We start from the raw sequence: 19842 nt of genomic DNA on the forward strand, positions 1-19842 counted from the left end.
CAGACGTTAGGGCACACCGTTCCCGCCGCGCGACGGCGCACGGGGAGCGGTGGGGCGCGTGTCAGCCGATGGCCGGGAGGGGGACCTCGTAGGGGGAGCCCTGGTTCACGCTCGCCGGGTCGAAGGCGGCGGTGGTGGCGTACCGGCAGGCGATGGCGGCGAGTTCCTCGGCGGGGATGACCTGGTGGATGTCGGTGAAGCCGTGCGGGGCGCGCGCGTGCACGAGGTCGATGACGACCTCGGGGCCCCGTTCCCGGTTGGCCCGCTGGAGCGCGGTGGTGACGGGGCGGCGGTCCCGCTCGTACGCGGCGAGGCCGTCCTCGGGGTCGGCGTGCCGGGCGAGGGCGTGGGCGAGGGCGCGCGCGTCGACGATCGACTGGGTCGCCCCGTTGGAGCCGATCGGGTACATGGCGTGGGCGGCGTCGCCGATGAGGGTGGTGCGGCCGTGGGTCCACCGGTCCAGGGGCTCGCGGTCGACCATCGGGTACTCGTACGCGGAGTCGGCGGCGCGCAGGATGTCGGGGACGCTGACGCCGTCGAACTCCCAGCCCTCGTAGAACGGGAGGAACGTCTCCACGGGGACGGGCCTGTTCCAGTCGCCCAGGAACCGCTCCTCCCCCGGCGCCGTCCCGGACCCGCAGGTGCGCTCCGCCGGGCGGGCGAGCGCCCAGTTCACCAGGACCTCGCGGTCGGGCCCGGTCGGCCGGCCGATCGGGTAGACGACGGCCTTCTGCCGGTCGTCGCCGGCGATGAGCATGAACGAGCCCACCGCACGCGCCGGCATCCGGGACACCCCCCGCCACACCAGCATCCCGTTCCAGGGCGGCCCGCCCTCCCCCGGGTGCAGCGCCGCCCGTACCGTCGAGCGGATGCCGTCCGCGCCGACGAGCACGTCCGGTTCGAGGGAGGCACGGCCGTGCACGGCGCCCTCCCGGTGTTCGAGCCGCAGTCGGGGCCGCCCGTCCGGTGTCGGCTCCACGCCGCTCACCCGGACCCCGGTGACCAGGGCCGCGGGGCCGAGCCTGGCCCGTACCGCGCCCGCGAGGACCTGCTGGAGGTGCCCGCGGTGGACCGAGAGCTGCGGCCAGCGGTAGCCCGCGCCGAGGCCGCGCGGCTCCCGGGATATCAGCCCGCCGGAGCGGTGGTAGTAGCGCAGTTCGCGGGTGCGGAGGGCGCCCGCCTCCAGGGCGTCGAGCAGGCCGAGCGCGTCCAGTTCGCGGACGGCGTTCGGCATCAGGTTGAGCCCGGCGCCGACCGGGCGGATCGCGGGTGCCGTCTCGACGACCGTCACCCGCTCGAAGCCGGCGGCGTGCAGGGAGAGGGCGGTGGTGAGGCCGGCGATGCCACCGCCGGCGATCACGATGTGCGGGCTCTGCCCATAGTCCGGCGCGTAGTCCGGCGTGGGGCGGCGGCCGTGGACCGGCGAGAACACGGAGGGGGTGTGGGGGGACATGACGACTGCTCCTTCGGCGCCGCTACGCGGCCGACGGCCCGACGGGGGCCCCTGCGGGACGGCGCCGCACGGTCGCGCGGCGCACCATGGTCTCGTTCTCCCTGGTCAGATCCAGGATCGAGCGCAGCAGCGCGACCGGGGCCCCGCCGCTGCCCTCCTCGTACAGCCGCGTCTCCTCGCTGTACGCCTTGCGGGCGATGCCGAGGTGCCGGGCGCGGAAGGTCTTCAGGAGGCGCAGCACCCGGCCGAGTGCCTCCGCCGACGCGGTCAGCGAGGGCGGCAGCCGGTCCGCGCCCTCCCAGCTGACGGCGGCCGACAGCTTGCTCACCGCCGACACCCCGCCCCGGTGCCGGGCGTGGAAGGCGCGCCAGGCCGGCAGCGCGTACGGCACGGACTCCGTGAGGAAGGCCTCGTAGGCGGAATCGGAGCGGTCGCACTGCCACAGCGTCAGATCGACGAGCCAGAGCGGCACCTGTGCGGCGGCCGGACCGAGGTAGTCCCGGCCGTCCACCTCGATCTCCTCGAAGTAGGGGCGCAGGGCGACCGCGAAGAACTCCGGCGACACCTGCGCCACCGTGAGGTCGATGGAGTCGACCATCGCCCGCACGTGGCGGGCCACCCGGTCCAGGGCGGTGGCGAAGCCCGGGTCGTACGGTTCCAGGCGGGCGACCCGGCCGCAGTCGTCGAGCGCGGCGACGAGGCCGGGGAAGACCATCCGTACGGCGTCCTGGAGCCGGGCCTCCGTCGGATGGCCGGTGTACGAGCGGCGGCGCCGGCCGGGCGGGTTCCAGGTGGTGTAGTGGTGGACGGTGTCCCTGGGCACCATGTCGGTGCGGCGGCCCAGGAGTTCGAGGACGGGCAGCGCTTCGGGGACGGCGGCGAGGGGCTGGACGCCGTGCCGCTTCAGTGAGCCGAGCAGGATGCCGAGGTCCCGCATCGCGGCGAGCGCGTGACCGACGCTCCACTGGGCGGCACGGTCGATGTCCGGCACGAGGGCGCGCAGTGCGACGGTGAGCGCGGCGACGTCGGCGTCGGCGTTCATGGTGGGCACGGCGGCGAGCAGGCCGTCGGCGCCGAGCGGGTCGGCGGCGCGTATGTCCTCGGTGCGATGGCGCGGATCGCCCAACAGCACGGGGGCTCCTCCTTTTTGAAGGCTCGGTTCCCCTCCGGGGCGCTGGTGCGACTGTCGACGGTCGACCGTGCTCGGTCCCTCGTTCCTCGGGACCTCCGCGCGCTCTCCCTCACGACAGCCGCGCGCCCCTTCGGCTCGCTCGCCTGGTGGTGTCGGGCATCGTGCTGGTCAGCGGTGTTCCGGGACCTCTTTCCCTGAGGGCGGCGAAGCCGGCGGGGTCGGTCTCGGCGGGTGGAGGCGTACGGAGGCGAGGGCGGCCGCGGCGGCGAAGGCGGCGCCGGTGAGCAGGGCGGCGCGGTATCCCGACGTCTCGGCGGCGGCGCGGGCCGCGTCGACGGCTTCGGTACGGCTCGTGGCGACGGCCACCAGGACGGCGAGGCCGAGGACGGCACCGAACTGCTGGCTGGTGTTGACGAGTCCGGAGGCGAGTCCGGTCTCCTCGCCCGCGGCCTCCGCCGTCGCCGCCACGTTGGTGGTGACCATGACGAGCGGCAGGGCGGCGCCCAGGAGCAGGCTGGGGGCGAGGACGGTGCTCGCGAAGCCGCCGTCGGGGGTGAGCGCCAGGGCCAGCCACAGCGTCCCCGCACTCAGCAGCACGAACCCCAGGGTCATCGTCCGGTGCAGACCCATCCGGTAGATGAGCCGGCCGGTCTGCGGGGCGACCGCCACGACGACGAGCGACAGCGGCAGCAGGCCCAGACCGCCGCCGAGGGGCGAGTACCCCAGCACGTTCTGGAGGTAGAGGCTGACCAGGAAGAACATCGGGAACAGGGTCGTCTGGGCGAGCGCGGCCAGGGTGTTGGACAGCCGGAGCGCGGGCCGGGTGAGAACGGACGGCGGGACGAGCGGCGCGGCTGCCCGGGACTCGACGGCGGCGAAGGCGAGCAGCAGCGCGAGGCCCGCTCCTCCGGCGCCGAGGGTACGGGCGGACAGCCACCCGGCGTCGGCGGCGCCGACGAGCGCGTAGGCGACGAGTCCGAGTCCGGCGGTCGCGGTGAGCGCCCCGGCGAGGTCGAAGCCGCCGTGCCGGCCGGGGCCGGTGCGGCGGTCGAGGACCAGCGGGGCGAGGGCGGCGAGGGCGGCCGCGAGCAGCACGTTCAGCCAGAACGTGGAGCGCCAGCCGAGCAGGTCGGTGACGACGCCGCCGAGGACCGTGCCGAGGACCCCGCCGAGGCCGCCCATCGCGGCGAACGCGCCGAGCGCCCGGTGCCGGGCGGGCCCGTCGGGGAAGAGCAGGAGCAGCAGGGCGAAGGCGGCGGCCGCGGCGAGCGCGGCGCCGACGCCCTGGGCGGCGCGGGCCGCGACGAGGGCGTCGGCGCCGGGGGCGAGACCACCGGCGGCGGAGGCGACGGCGAGCAGGCCGAGGCCGCCGAGGAAGACCCGCCGGTGGCCGAGGAGGTCGGCGATCCGGCCGCCGAGGAGGAGGAGTCCGCCGAAGGTGATGAGGTAGGCGTTGGCGACCCAGGAGAGTCCGGCGGAGCCGGCGGTGAGGTCCTCGCCGATGGACGGCAGTGCGACGTTGACGATCGCGGTGTCCATGATGAGCAGGAGTTGGGTGGCGGCGAGCAGGGCGAGCGCCCCGCGCCGTGGTGCCGGTGCCGTCGTCACCGGGTCGTCCCGAGGCCGTAGCCGTCGAGGCAGGCCTGCGCGAGGTTCTCGCAGTCGTCGGCGGCGCCGGCCCAGGTCTGCATGGTCAGGTAGACGTGCGGGGCGCCGTGGTAGAAGCGCTCGTACTGCTCGTGGCGGCCGGCGAACTCGGAACCGAGGGCGTCCCAGGCGAGCTTGAGGAGTTTGACGCGGTCCTCGGCGGGGTGGCCGGGGGTGCCGAAGTAGCGGCGGACCAGGGGCCCGAGTTCGGGGTGGAGGAGGTCCTGGCCGCTGGCGGGGAGCTGGACGAGGGCGCCGCCCGCGAGGAGCCTGATGTCCTGGACGGCGCGCGGGTAGAGCTCGCCGGCCATGATCCGCTGGGCGAAGGAGATGTCCTGCCCGGGGCGGACGCCGCCGCGCCCGCCGTCGACCTCCTCGTACGCGGCCTCGGCGGCGAGCACGAAGGCCTTGGCCTGGGCGACCATGCCGAGGAGCCGGCCGACGGCCTGGGTGACGGGCGGGAGGTTCTCGGTGCCGTTCGCGCGGGTGATGAGGATCGCGAGTCCGGTGAGGAACTCCAGCTTGGTCCAGAAGCGGGTCGCGGACTGGTGGACGAAGTTGAGGTAGGCGGGGGTCTGCCACCAGACGGCGCCGGTGGTGGCCGGGTCGCGGTGGGTGAGGACCCGTTCCCAGGGCACGAAGACGTCCTCGCACACCAGCATCGCGTCGTTCTCGTCGTACCGGGAGGACAGCGGGTGGTCGAAGACGGACCGGGACCGTTCCTCGTAGGAGGTGCGGGAGATCAGCCTGAGGCCGGGGGTGTCGGGCCGTACGGAGAAGGTCACGGCGTGCGCGAGGTCGTCGGCGGCGAGCGGCTCGATGGTGCCGACGAGGATCTCGTCGGCGAAGACGGCGCCCGTGCCGACGGTCTTGGCGCCGCGAACGACGATCCCGCCGTCCCGTTCCGCCACGACCCGCAGCGTGAGGTCCTCGCCGCCGTGCCCCGGGGGCGGGTTGCCGAGGGTGAACGCGCAGTGCAGATCGCCCTCGGTGAGCCGGCGGTGGAGGGCGAGGGCGTGCTCGGCGCCGTCGAAGGTCCCGCCGGTGAAGACGGCGGGCGCGGCGGCGAACCCGGCCGCTCCGGCCGCCATGTAGTCGGGGGTGCGGCCGAGGAAGCCGAAACTGGCCCGGGCCGTGGTGCGGAAGGCGCGGCGGCGGGCGACGAGGTCCTCGTACGAGCGGGGCACGGCGTACGCGCGGCGCACCCCGCCCTGGACGAGGACGGGGTGGTGGACGGGGTCGTCGGCGAGGTCGTAGAGGCCGGCGAAGGAGGCCGCGGTGGACCGGAAGGCGGGGTGGGCGGTGACGTCCTTGACCCGTTCCCCGTCGAGCCAGATCTCGCGCCCGTCGCGCAGCCCCTCCAGATACTCCTGCCCGGACCTCGTCACCGGTGTATCGCCTCTCCTCGGGTGTCACGGCTCTGCCGGTCCCGAGCCTGTCCGGGGCGACCCGTCCGGACAATGAGCGTCCGTCCAGGGGTCCTTAAGAACCGGCCAGGGAGTCCCGAAGATGTCAGGTCGGTGGAGCCGGGGCGGCGCGGACGCCCGGAGGGCACCGCCCGGACCGTCGCCGCGGACGCCCGGAGGCACCGCCCGGACCGTCGGCGCGGACGCCCGGAGGCACCGCCCGGACCGTCGGCCGCCGGCCGTTCCGGAGGGCCGGTCCGCCTCTTCTCAGGCGGCCCGGTCGGCTCCCGCGCGGTACTCCCCCGGGGTCACCCCGAACCATTTGCGGAAGGCGAGGTGGAAGCCGACGGCGCTCTGGTAGCCGACGCGGGCGGGCACCGCCGACTGCGGGAGGGAGGTCTCGGTGAGGAGCCGGCCGGCCTCCTGCATCCGGCGGGCGGCGAGGTACCGGGCCGGTGACTCGCCGACCAGGTCGCGGAAGGAGGCCGTGAACGCGGAGCGGGACATGCCGACCTCCCGGGCGAGGAAGTCGATGGTCCAGGGTTCGGCGAACCGGGTGGCCATCATGACGACGGCCCGGCTGATCCCGGGGTGCCGGAGCAGCGGCAGCGACGCCGGGTTGCCCGCGAGTTCGCGGAGCAGCGGCCGGAGCGCCAGGACCAGGGCCATCTCGAAGGCGCGCAGGGTGATGAGCCGGTCGCCGGGGCCGACGGGCCGGTCGGGGGCGGCGAGCAGCCGCAGGGTGTCGCGGAGCAGCGGCTCCCGGTCGACCTGGGGGCCGTCGAGGACGAGTGCCCAGGGCAGCGAGGTGTAGAGGCCGGTGGCGGCGCTGGCGTCGTAGTGGAGCCCGGCGCAGAGCAGCCGGCTCTCGGGGCCGTTGCCCTCGATGACGATCTCGCCGGAGGTGCCGGGTTGCCGCTCGGGCAGCACGGCCTTGAGCGGGAGCCCCTGGCGTTCGGGCCGGTCGGAGAGGCGGTGCGCGGTGCCGGTCGGGAAGACGACGAGGTCGCCGGCGTGCAGTTCGACCGGGGCCTCGTCCTCGGTGGTGATCCAGCAGTCGCCCTCGACGACGTAGTGGAGGACGGCGCAGCTGCGTTCGGCGTCGCCCTCGATGGCCCAGGGGGCGCGGACGTGCCAGCGGCTGTCGAAGACTCCGGTGAGCCGGAGGGGTTTGAGCAGTTCGCTCAGCAGGTCGTCCTGCTCGTCCTGCTCGGGCTGCTGTGCGTGACGGTCGGTTCCCACGATTGCCATGGACGATCCTTCAACTTCCGCCCCGGTTTGTTAATTGAACGGCCGAAGCCGTGGCGGCGAGCCTGGAACGACGCCGACACGACAGCCGGGAAAGTCTATCGAAGGGCCTCAGACACACATGTCCAGTGAGAATCCGATGCGGGTGGCGGTCGTGGGCGCGACGGGGTTCCAGGGGGGTGCGGTGGCCCGTCTGCTCGCCGAACGGCACCACCGGGTCCGCACCCTGACGCGGCGCCCGTCGGCGGACCGGCCGCCGCTGCCGGGGGCCTTCTTCCTCGCCGGTGACCTGGGGCGGCCGGACGACGTCCGGCAGCTCTTCGAGGGGGCGACCCACGCGTTCATGACGATGCCGCTGGTGTACGAGAGCGAGCGGGTGGAGGCGTACGCGCGGAACGTCGCGCAGGCGGCCCTGGAGGCGGGCACGGAGCGGCTGGTCTTCAACGCCAACACCCGGATACCGCTGGGTCCGACGGATGTGGCCGCCTTCGAGACGCGCCGGCTGGCGGAGCGGGTGCTGCGGGACAGCGGGGTGCCGCTGGTGGTGATCCGGCCGCCGGTGTACCTGGACAACCTGTTCTCGCCGTGGAACGGGCCGGCCCTGGTCGACGACGGGGTGCTCGCCTATCCGCTGCCGGCGGCCGCGCGGACGGCGTGGCTGTCGCACCGGGGTCTGGCGGAGGCGGCGCTCGCGGCGCTCACCCGGGAGGAACTGGAGGGCCGGACGTTCGACATCGGCGGCGAACGCTCGCTGACGGGCGGCGAGCTCGCGGCGGCGTTCGGCCGGGGGCTCGGCCGGGCGGTGCGGTACGAGGAGCTGGATCCGGCCGCTTTCGAACGGAGCCTCGCCCAGCTGCTCGGCCCGGAGACGGCGGCCGGGGTGGCCGGGATCTACCACTTCATGGCGAGCGGCGTCGATCCGCTCCTGATGGCGGACGACGACGGCGTGTCGACCGAGGTCCTGGCCCTCGAACCGCCCCCGGTGGAGGAATGGGTGGCCCGCCAGCCCTGGCAGGTCTGGTCTTCAGATACGTCCCCACAGCGCTGACCGCGACATGAGGAAACAGGCCCCGCCCCACAACGGCGGGGTCTTTTCTTTGTCCGGGTCCCGTGCTTGCCGCTTCGGCTACGCCCTAGTAGTTAACAAAGCGCCGGGATTGCCCACCCGAGGACGGTGGGAAGGCTTCACCGGTAATCCCCCGAACCCTTCTCCCCGTGACCCCTGTTCATCCCTGTGGACCCCCCATCCGAGTGAACGCGGACAGGAGCGGCCATGCCCGCAACCCGTCGGCCGTCGACGGAGCTAGAAAGAGCGCACAACCACCACCCGCACCCCCGTAACCCGTCAGGTGATGCTGTGAATCCGCTCATGGGACGCATTCCCGTACTGGACGTACGCCCGCTGGTCGACTGTGGCCGGCGCCCCGCCAAGGCGGTGGCCGGAGAGACCTTCGAGGTGACGGCGACCGTCTTCCGCGAGGGCCACGACGCGGTCGCCGCCAATGTCGTGCTGCACGGCCCCTCGGGCCGCCCCGGCCCCTGGACCCCGATGCGCGAACTGGCCCCGGGCACCGACCGCTGGGGGGCCGAGGTCACCCCGGACTCCGAGGGCCTGTGGACGTACACCGTCGAGGCGTGGAGCGACCCGGTGGCCACCTGGCGCCACACGGCGAAGATCAAGATCCCGGCCGGGATCGACTCCGAACTCGTCCTCGCCGAGGGCGCCGAGCTGCACGAGCGGGCCGCGAAGGGCGTACCGAAGAAGGGCGGCGCCCGGGAGGCCGTGCTCGCCGCCGCGGACGCGCTGCGCGACGCGTCCAGGCCGGCCGCGGTCCGGCTCGCGGCGGCCCTGAACCCCCGGGTCGTCGAGTCCCTCGACCGTCACCCGCTGCGCGAACTCCTGTCGGCCTCCCCGGCGTTGCCGCTCCAGGTGGAGCGGGAGCGTGCCCTGTTCGGCTCCTGGTACGAGTTCTTCCCGCGCTCGGAGGGCGTACGGAAGGTCAAGGGGCGTACGGTCCCGGGGAACTTCCGCACGGCCGCCGAGCGGCTCCCGGCGGTGGCCGCGATGGGCTTCGACGTGGTCTATCTGCCGCCGGTGCACCCGATCGGCGAGACCCATCGCAAGGGCCCCAACAACTCCCTCTCCGCGGCGCCGAACGACGTCGGCGTGCCGTGGGCGATCGGCTCGCCGGAGGGCGGCCACGACGCGCTCCACCCGGACCTGGGGACCTTCGAGGACTTCGACGCCTTCGTGGCGCGGGCCCGGGAGCTGCGTCTGGAGATCGCCCTGGACTTCGCGCTCCAGTGCTCGCCGGACCACCCGTGGGTGGAGAAGCACCCGGAGTGGTTCCACCACCGTCCGGACGGTTCGATCGCGTACGCCGAGAACCCGCCGAAGAAGTACCAGGACATCTATCCGATCGCGTTCGACGTGGACATGGACGGGATCGTCGCGGAGACCGTGCGGATCCTGAGGCACTGGATGGACCACGGGGTACGGATCTTCCGCGTCGACAACCCGCACACCAAGCCGGTGGTGTTCTGGGAGCGGGTGATCGGCGAGATCAACGCCGCCGACCCGGACGTGATCTTCCTGGCGGAGGCCTTCACCCGGCCGGCGATGATGCGGACGCTCGGCGCGATCGGCTTCCAGCAGTCGTACACGTACTTCACCTGGCGGAACACCAAGGAGGAGCTCACGGAGTACCTGACGGAGCTGTCCGGCGAGACGGCGGCGCAGATGCGGCCGAACTTCTTCGTGAACACCCCGGACATCCTGCACGCCTACCTCCAGGAGGGCGGCCGGCCGGCGTTCGAGGCGCGCGCGGTGCTCGCGGCGACGCTGTCGCCCTCGTGGGGCATGTACGCGGGGTACGAGCTGTGCGAGGGCACGCCGCTACGGGCCGGCAGCGAGGAGTACCTCGACTCGGAGAAGTACCAACTGAGGCCACGGGACTGGGAGTCGGCGGAGCGGGCGGGGACGACCATCACTCCGCTGATCACCGCCCTGAACCGGATCAGGCGCCGTCACCCGGCCCTGCGCCGGCTGCGGAACATCACCTTCCACGACACGGACAACGCGCAGGTGATCGCGTACAGCAAGCGATCGGGTTCGAACACCGTTCTGGTGGTCGTCAACCTCGACCCGCACCACACCCAGGAGGCGACGCTCTCGTTGGACATGCCGGAACTCGGCCTCGACTGGCACGAGACCGTGCCGGTGCGCGACGAGCTCACCGGCGAGACCTATCACTGGGGCAGGACCAGCTACGTGCGCCTAGAGCCGGGTGTCACACCCGCGCACGTCCTCGTCCTGCGACCGTCCCCGCAGACCGGAGGGTCACCCACATCATGACTGTCAACGAGCCCGTCCCCGACACCTTCGAGGACACCCCCGCCAAGGACCGTGATCCCGACTGGTTCAAGCGGGCCGTCTTCTACGAGGTCCTCGTCCGTTCCTTCCAGGACAGCAACGGGGACGGCGTCGGCGACCTGAGGGGCATCACGTCCAAGCTGGACTATCTCCAGTGGCTGGGCGTGGACTGCCTCTGGCTGCCGCCGTTCTTCAAGTCCCCCCTGAGGGACGGCGGCTACGACGTCGCCGACTACACGTCGGTGCTGCCGGAGTTCGGCGACCTGGCCGACTTCGTGGAGTTCGTCGACGCGGCGCACCAGCGCGGGATGCGCGTGGTCATCGACTTCGTCATGAACCACACGAGCGACCAGCACGACTGGTTCCAGGAGTCGCGTCGCGATCCACAGGGGCCGTACGGCGACTACTACGTCTGGGCCGACGACGACAAGCAGTTCGCGGACGCCCGGATCATCTTCGTCGACACCGAGTCCTCGAACTGGACCTTCGACCCGGTCCGCAAGCAGTACTACTGGCACCGGTTCTTCTCGCACCAGCCCGACCTCAACTACGAGAACCCGGCGGTGCAGGAGGAGATCCTGTCCGCGCTGAAGTTCTGGCTGGACCTGGGGATCGACGGCTTCCGGCTCGACGCGGTGCCGTACCTGTACCAGCAGGAGGGCACCAACTGCGAGAACCTCCCGGCGACCCACGCCTTCCTCAAGCGGGTCCGCAAGGAGATCGACGACCACTACCCGGACACGGTGCTGCTCGCCGAGGCCAACCAGTGGCCGGAGGACGTCGTCGACTACTTCGGCGACTTCCGCTCCGGCGGCGACGAGTGCCACATGGCGTTCCACTTCCCGGTCATGCCGCGGATCTTCATGGCCGTACGGCGCGAGTCGCGCTACCCGGTCTCGGAAATCCTGGCGAAGACCCCGGAGATCCCCTCCGGCTGCCAGTGGGGCATCTTCCTCCGCAACCACGACGAGCTCACCCTCGAAATGGTCACGGACGAAGAGCGCGACTACATGTACGCCGAGTACGCCAAGGATCCGCGGATGCGGGCCAACATCGGCATCCGGCGCCGTCTCGCCCCGCTCCTCGACAACGACCGCAACCAGATGGAGCTGTTCACCGCGCTGCTCTTCTCGCTGCCGGGTTCGCCGGTGCTGTACTACGGCGACGAGATCGGCATGGGCGACAACATCTGGCTGGGTGACCGGGACGGGGTGCGGACCCCGATGCAGTGGACCCCCGACCGGAACGCCGGCTTCTCCTCCTGCGACCCGGGACGGCTCTATCTGCCGACCATCATGGACCCGGTCCACGGCTACCAGGTGACCAATGTCGAGGCGGGGATGGCCTCTCCGTCGTCACTGCTGCACTGGACGAAGCGGATGATCGAGATCCGTAAGCAGAACCGGGCGTTCGGGACGGGGACGTACACCGAACTCCCGGCGTCCAACCCGGCGGTGCTCGCCTTCCTCAGGGAAGACGGTGACGATCTGGTCCTCTGTGTGAACAACTTCTCGCGGTTCGCGCAGCCGACCGAACTCGACCTGCGGCGCTTCGACGGCACCCAGCCCGTCGAACTGATCGGCGGGGTGACGTTCCCGGCCATCGGCCAGCTCCCCTACCTCCTGACCCTTGCGGGACACGGCTTCTACTGGTTCCGTCTCAAGAAGGGCTGACCGCCGGTCAGTTCGGATTCGTCCTGGGTGGGACGGTTTCCTCCCGTCCCACTCTGGGCACTGTGACCCACACACGTTCCGCAGCACGATTCAGGTCCATACGGGCCTTCTTGTCGGGCCCATACGGATCTTCCCCCTCCGACACGTCCCGCACATCCGGACAGCCCCAGCCGCCATCCGGGACACTCTGCGCATTTGAACGCATACGACAGTTATCTGCGCGCCCCGGGGAAAGGACGCGATGCCATGCCGGAGACCGCATCCACCACCCGGGCCCCGGACGCCCTCCTTCCGTCCCTCGCACCCCTGCTCCACGAATGGCTGCCACGGCAGCGCTGGTTCGCGGGCAAGGGCCGCCGGGTCACCGGATTCACGCTGGACGCGGCCACCGAGCTGCTGCCCCTGGACGGCACGGGACCCGGTCTTCTGCATCTGCTCGTACGGGTCGAACAGCCGGGCCGCCCGGCCGGAACACCCGCCGACTGCTACCAACTGCTCCTGGGCGTACGGACCCAGCTCCCGCCCCGCCTCGCCCCCGCCCTGATCGGACGGATCCGGCAGGGCCCGCTCGCCGGACGCGCGGTCTACGAAGGGCTGCGCGACCCGCGGCTCGCGGGACTCCTCTACGACCGGCTGCGCACCCCGGGCCGGACCGGCCCCCTGCGCTTCCACGCCACGACGGCGCTCCCGCCCGCCCTGGCCCCCCGCATGCTGGACGCCGAGCAGTCCAACTCGTCGCTTGTCTACGGAGATTCGTTCATCCTCAAGATCTTCCGCCGGGTCAGCCCGGGGGCCAACCCGGACCTGGAACTGCCGCTCGCGCTCGCGGGAGCGGGCTGCTCCCGGGTTCCGGCGCCGGTCGCCTGGTTCGAGAGCGGGGCGGCGACCCTGGGCGTCCTCCAGCCGTACCTCCGGGACTCCCGCGACGGATGGCGGCTCGCGCTCGACGCCCTGGCCGACGGACGGGACTTCACCGCGGAGGCGCGGGCGCTCGGCCGCGCCACGGCCGAGGTCCACCTGGCCCTCGCGGAGGCGCTGCCCACCCGTCGGCTCGGCCGCGCCGAGACCGAGCAGCTGGCGGCCGCGATGGACCGCCGGCTGCACGCGGCGGCGCAGGCCGTACCGGCACTGCTGCCGTTCGTCCCCGGCCTGCGCGCCGTCTTCGCGGCGGCGAGCGGCACGACCGGCGACGGGGTGGTCCAGCGCATCCACGGCGACCTGCACCTCGGGCAGACGCTGCGGGGCTCCGACGGCGGCTGGGCCGTCATCGACTTCGAGGGCGAGCCGGCGAAGTCGCTCGACGAACGGCGCAGCCCACAGCACCCGGTCCGCGACGTCGCCGGCATGCTCCGCTCCTTCGACTACGCGGCCCGCACGCACCGGCCGTGGAACGCGGACTGGGCGGCGCGGAGCCGGGCGGCGTACTGCACGGGCTACGCGGAGGCGGCGGGCGAGGACCCGCGGACGGATCCCGCGCTGCTCCGCGCCTACGAGACGGACAAGGCGGTGTACGAGGTCGTGTACGAGGCCCGGCACCGGCCGGACTGGCTCCCGGTCCCCATGTCAGCCATCAAACGCCTGTCGGCCCCCCAGTGACCCCGCCGCCACCGCCGACCCCCCGGGCCCCACCGTGGCGGTGTCCGGGGCGCGAACCCCGCCGGGCCGCTGCCGCGGGTGGCGCCACGGCGGTGCTCACCCGGTCGGCCGCCGTGGCGGGGCATCCCGCGCGCGACCCGCCGCCTGCCCGGCCGGGGCGCGCGCCGGGCCGCCGCCCCCTGCCGCATGCGCCACACGAACGCGCCTGCCCCCATGCGGGGCCGGCGCCCCCACCACGCCCACCCCCGGGCCGCGCCCGCACCCTCGCGACCTCCGTGTGGGCTGCGCCCGCGCCCTCGCCACCCCCGTGTGGGGCCGCGCCCGCGCCCTCGCCACCCGCCGTGTGGGCAATCGTCCCGCAGGGCGGGACGGGTGGGCACACGGGACGGCGCGCTTGGCGGCGCCTCCGCCCCTTGTGCCTGGACCCGCACCAACCGTGCCGCGTGCATCGGGTGCGGGTCAGGGCGCAGGGAGCCTAGGCCCGGCAAGGGGCGCCGTCCGTTGTGCCCACCCGTTCCGCCCCTGGGGGTCCCCCCTGGACGAAGTCCTTGGGGGAGGAACAGATGCCCACAACGAGGTGGGCGCCGCCCCAGCGGAACGAATGCCCACAACGAGGTGGACGCACCGCCCGTTCGGCCGAGTGTCCCGTCCCCGTACCGCACCGTTGCGCAGTCATACCCCCCGTACCCCCAGGAGGCATCCCGGTGACCGCCCGCCCCGCAGGCAAGTCGGCCCGCAGCAGTACCAAGACCACCAAGGCCGGAACGGCAGCCGGCAAGACCGCCGCCAAGCCCCCCACCCCCCGGCAGGCCCCGCCGCTCGATCCCGGTGACCGGGCGCGGCTGCTCGCCGGGGAGCACCACGACCCGCACGGCGTGCTCGGCGCGCATCCGGTGCGCGGCGGCGTGGTGGTCCGGGTGCTGCGCCCATGGGCGAAGGAGGTCACGGTCCTGACGAAGGGCAAGCGGATCCCGCTCCGGAGCGACGGCGACGGGCTCTTCTCCGGGCTCCTGCCCCTGCTCCGCAAGGTGCCCGCGTACGAGCTGCGCGTCCGGTACGACGACGGCCCCGACGAGCTCGCCGTCCACGACCCGTACCGCTTCCTGCCCTCCCTCGGCGACCTCGATCTGCATCTGATCGGCGAGGGCCGGCATGAGGAGCTGTGGACGGCCCTCGGCTCCCACCCCATGACCCACGACGGAGTCGCCGGCACCCGCTTCGCGGTCTGGGCGCCGAACGCCCGTGGCGTCCGCGTCACCGGTGACTTCACGCACTGGGACGGCACGGGCCTGCCGATGCGCTCGCTCGGTTCGACGGGTGTGTGGGAGCTGTTCGTGCCGGGGATCGGCGAGGGAGCGGTCTACAAGTACGACATCACGCGGCCCGACGGTACGCACACCGTCCGCGCGGACCCGATGGCCCGCCGCACCGAGTGCCCGCCGAACACCGCGTCGATCGTCACCGCCTCGCACTACACCTGGGACGACGCCGAGTGGATGGCCGCGCGCGGGACACGTCCGCCGCACGAGGCGCCGATCTCCGTCTACGAGGTGCATCTGCCGTCGTGGCGACCCGGGTTGACCTATCGCCAGCTGGCGGAGCAGCTGCCCTCGTACGTCCGTGATCTCGGCTTCACGCACGTGGAGCTGATGCCGGTCACCGAGCATCCCTTCGGCGGCTCCTGGGGCTACCAGGTCACGGGCTTCTACGCGCCGACGGCCCGTATGGGCACCCCCGACGACTTCAGGTTCCTCGTGGACGCGCTGCACCGGGCGGGCATCGGGGTCCTGATGGACTGGGTGCCGGCGCACTTCCCGAAGGACGACTGGGCGCTGGCCGAGTTCGACGGGCGGCCGCTGTACGAGCACGAGGACCCGCGCCGTTCGCACCATCCCGACTGGGGCACCCTGGAGTTCGACTACGGCCGCAAGGAGGTGCGGAACTTCCTGGTGGCGAACGCCGTGTACTGGTGCCAGGAGTTCCACATCGACGGGCTGAGGGTGGACGCGGTGGCGTCGATGCTCTACCTGGACTACTCGCGGGAGCACGGCGAGTGGCTGCCGAACGAGCACGGCGGCCGGGAGAACCTGGACGCGGTGGCCTTCCTCCAGGAGATGAACGCGACGGTGTACCGGCGCTGCCCGGGGATCGTGACCTTCGCGGAGGAGTCCACGGCCTGGGACGGCGTGACACGGGCGACGGACCAGGTGGGGCCGGGCGGCTTCGGCGGTCTGGGCTTCGGCATGAAGTGGAACATGGGCTGGATGCACGACTCGCTGGAGTACGTGCAGAAGGATCCCGTGCACCGGAAGTACCACCACCACGAGATGACGTTCTCGATGGTGTACGCGTACAGCGAGAACTACATCCTGCCGATCTCCCACGACGAGGTGGTGCACGGCAAGCGGTCGCTGGTGTCGAAGATGCCGGGCGACTGGTGGCAGCAGCGCGCCAACCACCGCGCCTATCTGGGCTTCATGTGGGCCCACCCGGGCAAGCAACTGCTCTACATGGGGCAGGAGTTCGCGCAGGGAGGGGAGTGGTCGGCGGACCACGGGCCGGACTGGTGGCTGCTCGACCCGGCGTACGGGGCGGAGCCGGACCACCGGGGTGTGCGGGATCTCGTCCGGGACCTGAACACGGTGTATCAGGCGACGCCTTCGCTGTGGGAGCGGGACACCGCACCGGAGGGCTTCCAGTGGGTGGTCGGTGACGCGGCCGAGGACAACGTCTTCGCGTTCCTGCGCTTCGACGCGTTCGGCTCGCCGCTGCTCGCGGTCTCGAACTTCTCGCCGGTCGTACGGCACGACTACCGGCTCGGTGTGCCGGACGAGGTGGTGGCCTGGGCGGAGGTCCTCAACACGGACGCCGGCCGGTACGGCGGCGGGGACGTGGTGGGGCGGGATCCGGTCAAGACGGAGTCGGTTCCGCACCACGGGCGTTCGGCCAGCATCCGGATGACGCTGCCCCCGCTCGCGACGGTCTGGCTGCGGCCTGCCTGACCGTCTGTCCGATAATGAACGCTCGATCCGTTGATGGTTCACACGTTCGGACATCTCGCTCGCTGTTCGGCTATCTTCGCTCTCCGGATCAGGCCGACAGGTCCAGATGGGCGGGGACACGATGCAGGACACCGTCGAGCGGCTTCTGTCGCCGCAGCTCTGTCACCGGGTGCGCGGCGAGGACACCTTCCCCGTCGAGTGGCGCCCGCTCGACGGGAGGGACCGCTTCGCGGTCCGGGCCACCTGGCCCACCGACCACCCGTTCTTCACCCCGGTCCGCCGGGGTGGAGAGCGGTGTCACGACCCGCTCCTGGTCGTCGAGACGTTACGGCAGGCCACGATGGCCCTCCTGCACTCGGTCCACGGCCTTCCGCTCACCCGGCACATCCTGCTGAGCGAGATCTCCCTGACCTGCGACCCGGCGGGTCTCGCCGTCGCGGGCGACGAGCCGGACATCGAGATCCGGTTCACCGAACTCGCGCTGCGCGGCGATCAGTTGACCGAGATGCTGGTGGAGTGGACCGTACGGCGTGACGCGGGCGTGGTGGCGACGGGCGGCGCCCACGCCCGGTTCGCCGGTGACGCGGCGTACCGCAGACTGCGCGGCGGACGCGTCGAGGCCGGGGTCGTCCACCCCGGACCGTGGACCCACCGGGCCCCGGCGCCGCTCGTCGGGCGGGCGAGGCCCGAGGACGTCCTCCTCGCCCCCACCGGCCGGGAGGGGGTGTGGGAACTGGTCGTCGACACCGGTCACCCCACCCTCTTCCAGCGGCCCAACGATCACATCCCGGGGATGCTCTTCCTGGAGGCCGGCCGGCAGGCCGTCTCCGCCGCCGTGTGGCCCCGCCCCTGCCTGCCGACCGCGCTGCGGATCACCTTCGACCGGTACGCGGAGTTCCACGGCGGCCCCTGCCTGCTTCGGACGGAGCGCACGAGCCCGGCGGGGACGGCGGATGCACCGGGGGCGTACGAGGTCACCGGGTACCAGGACGGCGCGCGGCTCTTCACCTGCGAGCTGCGGACCGGATGATCCCGAGCCGCTGGGTCGCCCGGGTCAGCGCCACGTACAGGTCGTTCGTCCCGTGCACGGCCCCGGCCACGATGCCCTCCGGGTCGACGACCAGCACGGTGTCGAACTCCAGGCCCTTCGCCTGCCGGGGGTCCAGCAGCACGACCGGCCGGGTGAGGTCGGGAGCCGGACCGTACGCGGCCTCCGGCAGCGCGGCGATCAGCCCGGCGTGCAGCTCCGGCGGGGCGATCACGGCGATCCGGCCCTCCTCGCGCAGCTCGGTCGCCACCGCGTCGGCGGCCTCCTTCACCGGGTCGTCCACCGTCCGGTCCCAGGGTTCCACCCCGGTGGACCGTACCGAGCTCGGCGGCTCGAACCCCGGGTCGTCGGCCCGCCGCACCTCGGCGGCGACGGCCATGATCTCGGCGGGCGTGCGGTAGTTGACGCCGAGGCGCACCAGCTCCCAGCGGTCCTCCACGTACGGGGTGAGGATCCGCTCCCAGGCGCCGACGCCGGCCGGGTCACCGGTCTGGGCGGGGTCGCCGACCAGGGTCATCGAGCGGTTGGGGCTGCGGCGCATGAGGAGCCGCCAGGCCATCGCGGAGAGCTCCTGCGCCTCGTCGACGATGATGTGCCCGAAGGCCCAGGTGCGGTCGGCGGCGGCGCGTTCGGCGGCCGTCCGGTGGTCGGCCTCCTCGTGGCGCTCCGCGAAGCGCTCGGCGTCGATGATGTCGTGGGCCGAGAGGACCTCGGAGGCGTCCTTGTCCTGCTCCTCCTTGTCCTCGAACTCGTAGGTCCGTGAGGCGTAGGAGACGTCGAGGACGCCCTGCGCGTACTGGATCTGCTTCTGCCGTTCGGCCTCCTCGGCGGCGCGGGCGGCCGAGTCGTCCTCGCCGAGGAGTTCGGCGGCCTCGTCGAGCAGCGGCACGTCGGCGGGGGTCCAGGGGCCGGGTGCGGAGCGCCGGATCGCCGTGATGTCGTCCTCGTCGGCGAGGTGGGTCGGCTCGGCCAGGTAGTCGGTGAGGAAGTCCTGCGGGGTGAGCGCGGGCCAGAGGGTGTCGATCGCGGCGTACACGTCGGGGTTGCCCGCGATGCCCTTGGCGAGCAGCGCGATGTCGTCGGGGCCGAGGAAGTTGGGGCCGCCGTAGGGGTCGGCGCCGATCCGGTCGGCGAGCTGTTCGGCGAGCGCGTCGAGGATCCGGAAGACGAAGTAGGGGCGGGCCAGGTTGTGCGGGAGGGCCGTCTCGCGGGCCTTGTGGCGGGCCTCCAGGGCCATGTCCCAGTCGATGACCAGGTCGCCGTCCTCGTGCGGGACGATCAGCGGCTCGCCGCGCTCGGGGACCTGCTGGCGGTCCCGTACGGCGGCGGCGAGCGCACCGGCCATGGCCGCGGAGCCCTTGACGGCGGCGGCGCGGGGGGTGTCGGTGCCGGTGGCGCGGACGCCGGGGAACAGCTCGGCGGGGGTGGCGAGGAGGACGCCGGTCTCGCCGAGCGAGGGCAGGACGTTGCCGATGTAGCCGAGGAAGGCCGGGTTGGGGCCGACGATGAGGACGGCCCGCTTGGCGAGCTGCTCGCGGTGGGCGTAGAGGAGGTAGGCGGCCCGGTGCAGGGCGACCGCTGTCTTGCCGGTGCCGGGGCCGCCCTCGACGACCAGGACCCCGCGGTGCGGGGAGCGGATGATGGCGTCCTGCTCGGCCTGGATGGTCTGCACGATGTCGTGCATCCGGCCGGTGCGGGCGGCGTCGAGCGCGGCGAGCAGCACCTCGTCGGCGTCGCGGCTCTCGTGCCCGGTGCGGGTCGCGTCGCCGAGGTCGAGGACCTCGTCGTGGAGCGCCGTGACCGTCCGGCCGAGGGTGCTGATGTGCCGGCGGCGGGAGAGCCCCATCGGCTCGTACCCGGTGGCGAGGTAGAAGGGCCGGGCGACCTCGGCGCGCCAGTCGACGACCAGCGGGGTGCGGTTCGGGTCGTCCTCGCGGATGCCGAGCCGGCCGATGTGGTGGTCGCGCCCGTCCTTGAAGACGAGCCGGCCGAAACAGAGCCCGCTCTCCCCCGCGTTGAACGCGGCGAGCAGCCCGGACTGCTCGGCGACCATGACGTCGCGTTCGAGCCGGCCCTGGTTGCCGCCGACCCCGGGGGTACGCAGGGCGCGCTCGACGGCGGCCTCGGCCTGGTCCCTCAGATCGTCGAGTCGTGTGTAGAGATCGGTGATGAATTGCTGCTCGTTCCGAAATTCCTCGGTTGACAATTCGACTCCCGGCGCGATACAGTGCGTTTATTGAACTTCCCTGCGCCTGTGATGTTTC

Annotated in this window: 12 protein-coding genes; 6 read left to right on the forward strand and 6 right to left on the reverse strand. The window is 72.6% G+C overall.

Annotated features, from left to right (window positions below; all coding sequences use genetic code 11):
• Positions 1 to 61: 61 nt before the first annotated feature.
• The 5 genes from N5875_RS11950 to N5875_RS11970 all read right to left on the reverse strand — a co-directional run bounded on the left by N5875_RS11950 (position 62) and on the right by N5875_RS11970 (position 6889).
• Complete coding sequence (locus tag N5875_RS11950) at positions 62 to 1453, reverse strand: FAD-dependent monooxygenase (RefSeq protein ID WP_318207810.1); 1392 nt, start codon at positions 1451 to 1453, stop codon at positions 62 to 64.
• Positions 1454 to 1475: 22 nt separating this feature from the next.
• Complete coding sequence (locus tag N5875_RS11955) at positions 1476 to 2585, reverse strand: monodechloroaminopyrrolnitrin synthase PrnB family protein (RefSeq protein ID WP_338493522.1); 1110 nt, start codon at positions 2583 to 2585, stop codon at positions 1476 to 1478.
• Between the two features lie 168 nt (positions 2586 to 2753).
• Positions 2754 to 4193, reverse strand: coding sequence for an MFS transporter (locus N5875_RS11960; protein ID WP_318207812.1), 1440 nt, complete (start codon positions 4191 to 4193; stop codon positions 2754 to 2756).
• Complete coding sequence (locus N5875_RS11965; protein ID WP_338493524.1) at positions 4190 to 5620, reverse strand: 4-hydroxyphenylacetate 3-hydroxylase N-terminal domain-containing protein; 1431 nt, start codon at positions 5618 to 5620, stop codon at positions 4190 to 4192. The genes N5875_RS11960 and N5875_RS11965 overlap by 4 nt, the downstream gene beginning before the upstream one ends.
• Positions 5621 to 5905: 285 nt before the next feature.
• Positions 5906 to 6889 (reverse strand): AraC family transcriptional regulator, encoded by a 984-nt coding sequence (locus N5875_RS11970; RefSeq protein ID WP_318207814.1) that lies wholly within the window; start codon positions 6887 to 6889, stop codon positions 5906 to 5908.
• 118 nt (positions 6890 to 7007) lie between these two features.
• Here N5875_RS11970 and N5875_RS11975 point away from each other — a divergent pair, with 118 nt between their 5' ends.
• The 6 genes from N5875_RS11975 to N5875_RS12000 all read left to right on the forward strand — a co-directional run bounded on the left by N5875_RS11975 (position 7008) and on the right by N5875_RS12000 (position 17560).
• The gene (locus tag N5875_RS11975; RefSeq protein WP_318207815.1) at positions 7008 to 7934 is read left to right on the forward strand and encodes an NmrA family NAD(P)-binding protein; all 927 of its coding nucleotides are present in this window, start codon (positions 7008 to 7010) and stop codon (positions 7932 to 7934) included.
• 321 nt (positions 7935 to 8255) lie between these two features.
• Positions 8256 to 10241, forward strand: a complete 1986-nt coding sequence (locus N5875_RS11980; RefSeq protein WP_318207816.1) for an alpha-1,4-glucan--maltose-1-phosphate maltosyltransferase — start codon at positions 8256 to 8258, stop codon at positions 10239 to 10241.
• Positions 10238 to 11932 (forward strand): maltose alpha-D-glucosyltransferase, encoded by a 1695-nt coding sequence (gene treS / locus N5875_RS11985; RefSeq protein ID WP_318207817.1) that lies wholly within the window; start codon positions 10238 to 10240, stop codon positions 11930 to 11932. Before N5875_RS11980 ends, treS begins: the two co-directional genes overlap by 4 nt.
• A gap of 246 nt (positions 11933 to 12178) precedes the next feature.
• Positions 12179 to 13528, forward strand: coding sequence for a maltokinase (locus N5875_RS11990; RefSeq protein WP_338493526.1), 1350 nt, complete (start codon positions 12179 to 12181; stop codon positions 13526 to 13528).
• Between the two features lie 704 nt (positions 13529 to 14232).
• Positions 14233 to 16530 (forward strand): 1,4-alpha-glucan branching enzyme, encoded by a 2298-nt coding sequence (glgB, locus tag N5875_RS11995; protein ID WP_318207819.1) that lies wholly within the window; start codon positions 14233 to 14235, stop codon positions 16528 to 16530.
• A 121-nt stretch (positions 16531 to 16651) separates the two neighbouring features.
• Complete coding sequence (locus tag N5875_RS12000) at positions 16652 to 17560, forward strand: ScbA/BarX family gamma-butyrolactone biosynthesis protein (RefSeq protein ID WP_318207820.1); 909 nt, start codon at positions 16652 to 16654, stop codon at positions 17558 to 17560.
• On the opposite strand, the gene N5875_RS12005 is transcribed toward N5875_RS12000, so the two are convergent.
• Positions 17535 to 19784 (reverse strand): UvrD-helicase domain-containing protein, encoded by a 2250-nt coding sequence (locus N5875_RS12005; RefSeq protein WP_318207821.1) that lies wholly within the window; start codon positions 19782 to 19784, stop codon positions 17535 to 17537. The two genes, N5875_RS12000 and N5875_RS12005, sit on opposite strands and share 26 nt — an antisense overlap.
• Between the last annotated feature and the right edge of the window lie 58 nt (positions 19785 to 19842).

Origin of the sequence: Streptomyces sp. SJL17-4 (genome assembly GCF_036826855.1) — a bacterium.
Taxonomy (GTDB): domain Bacteria; phylum Actinomycetota; class Actinomycetes; order Streptomycetales; family Streptomycetaceae; genus Streptomyces.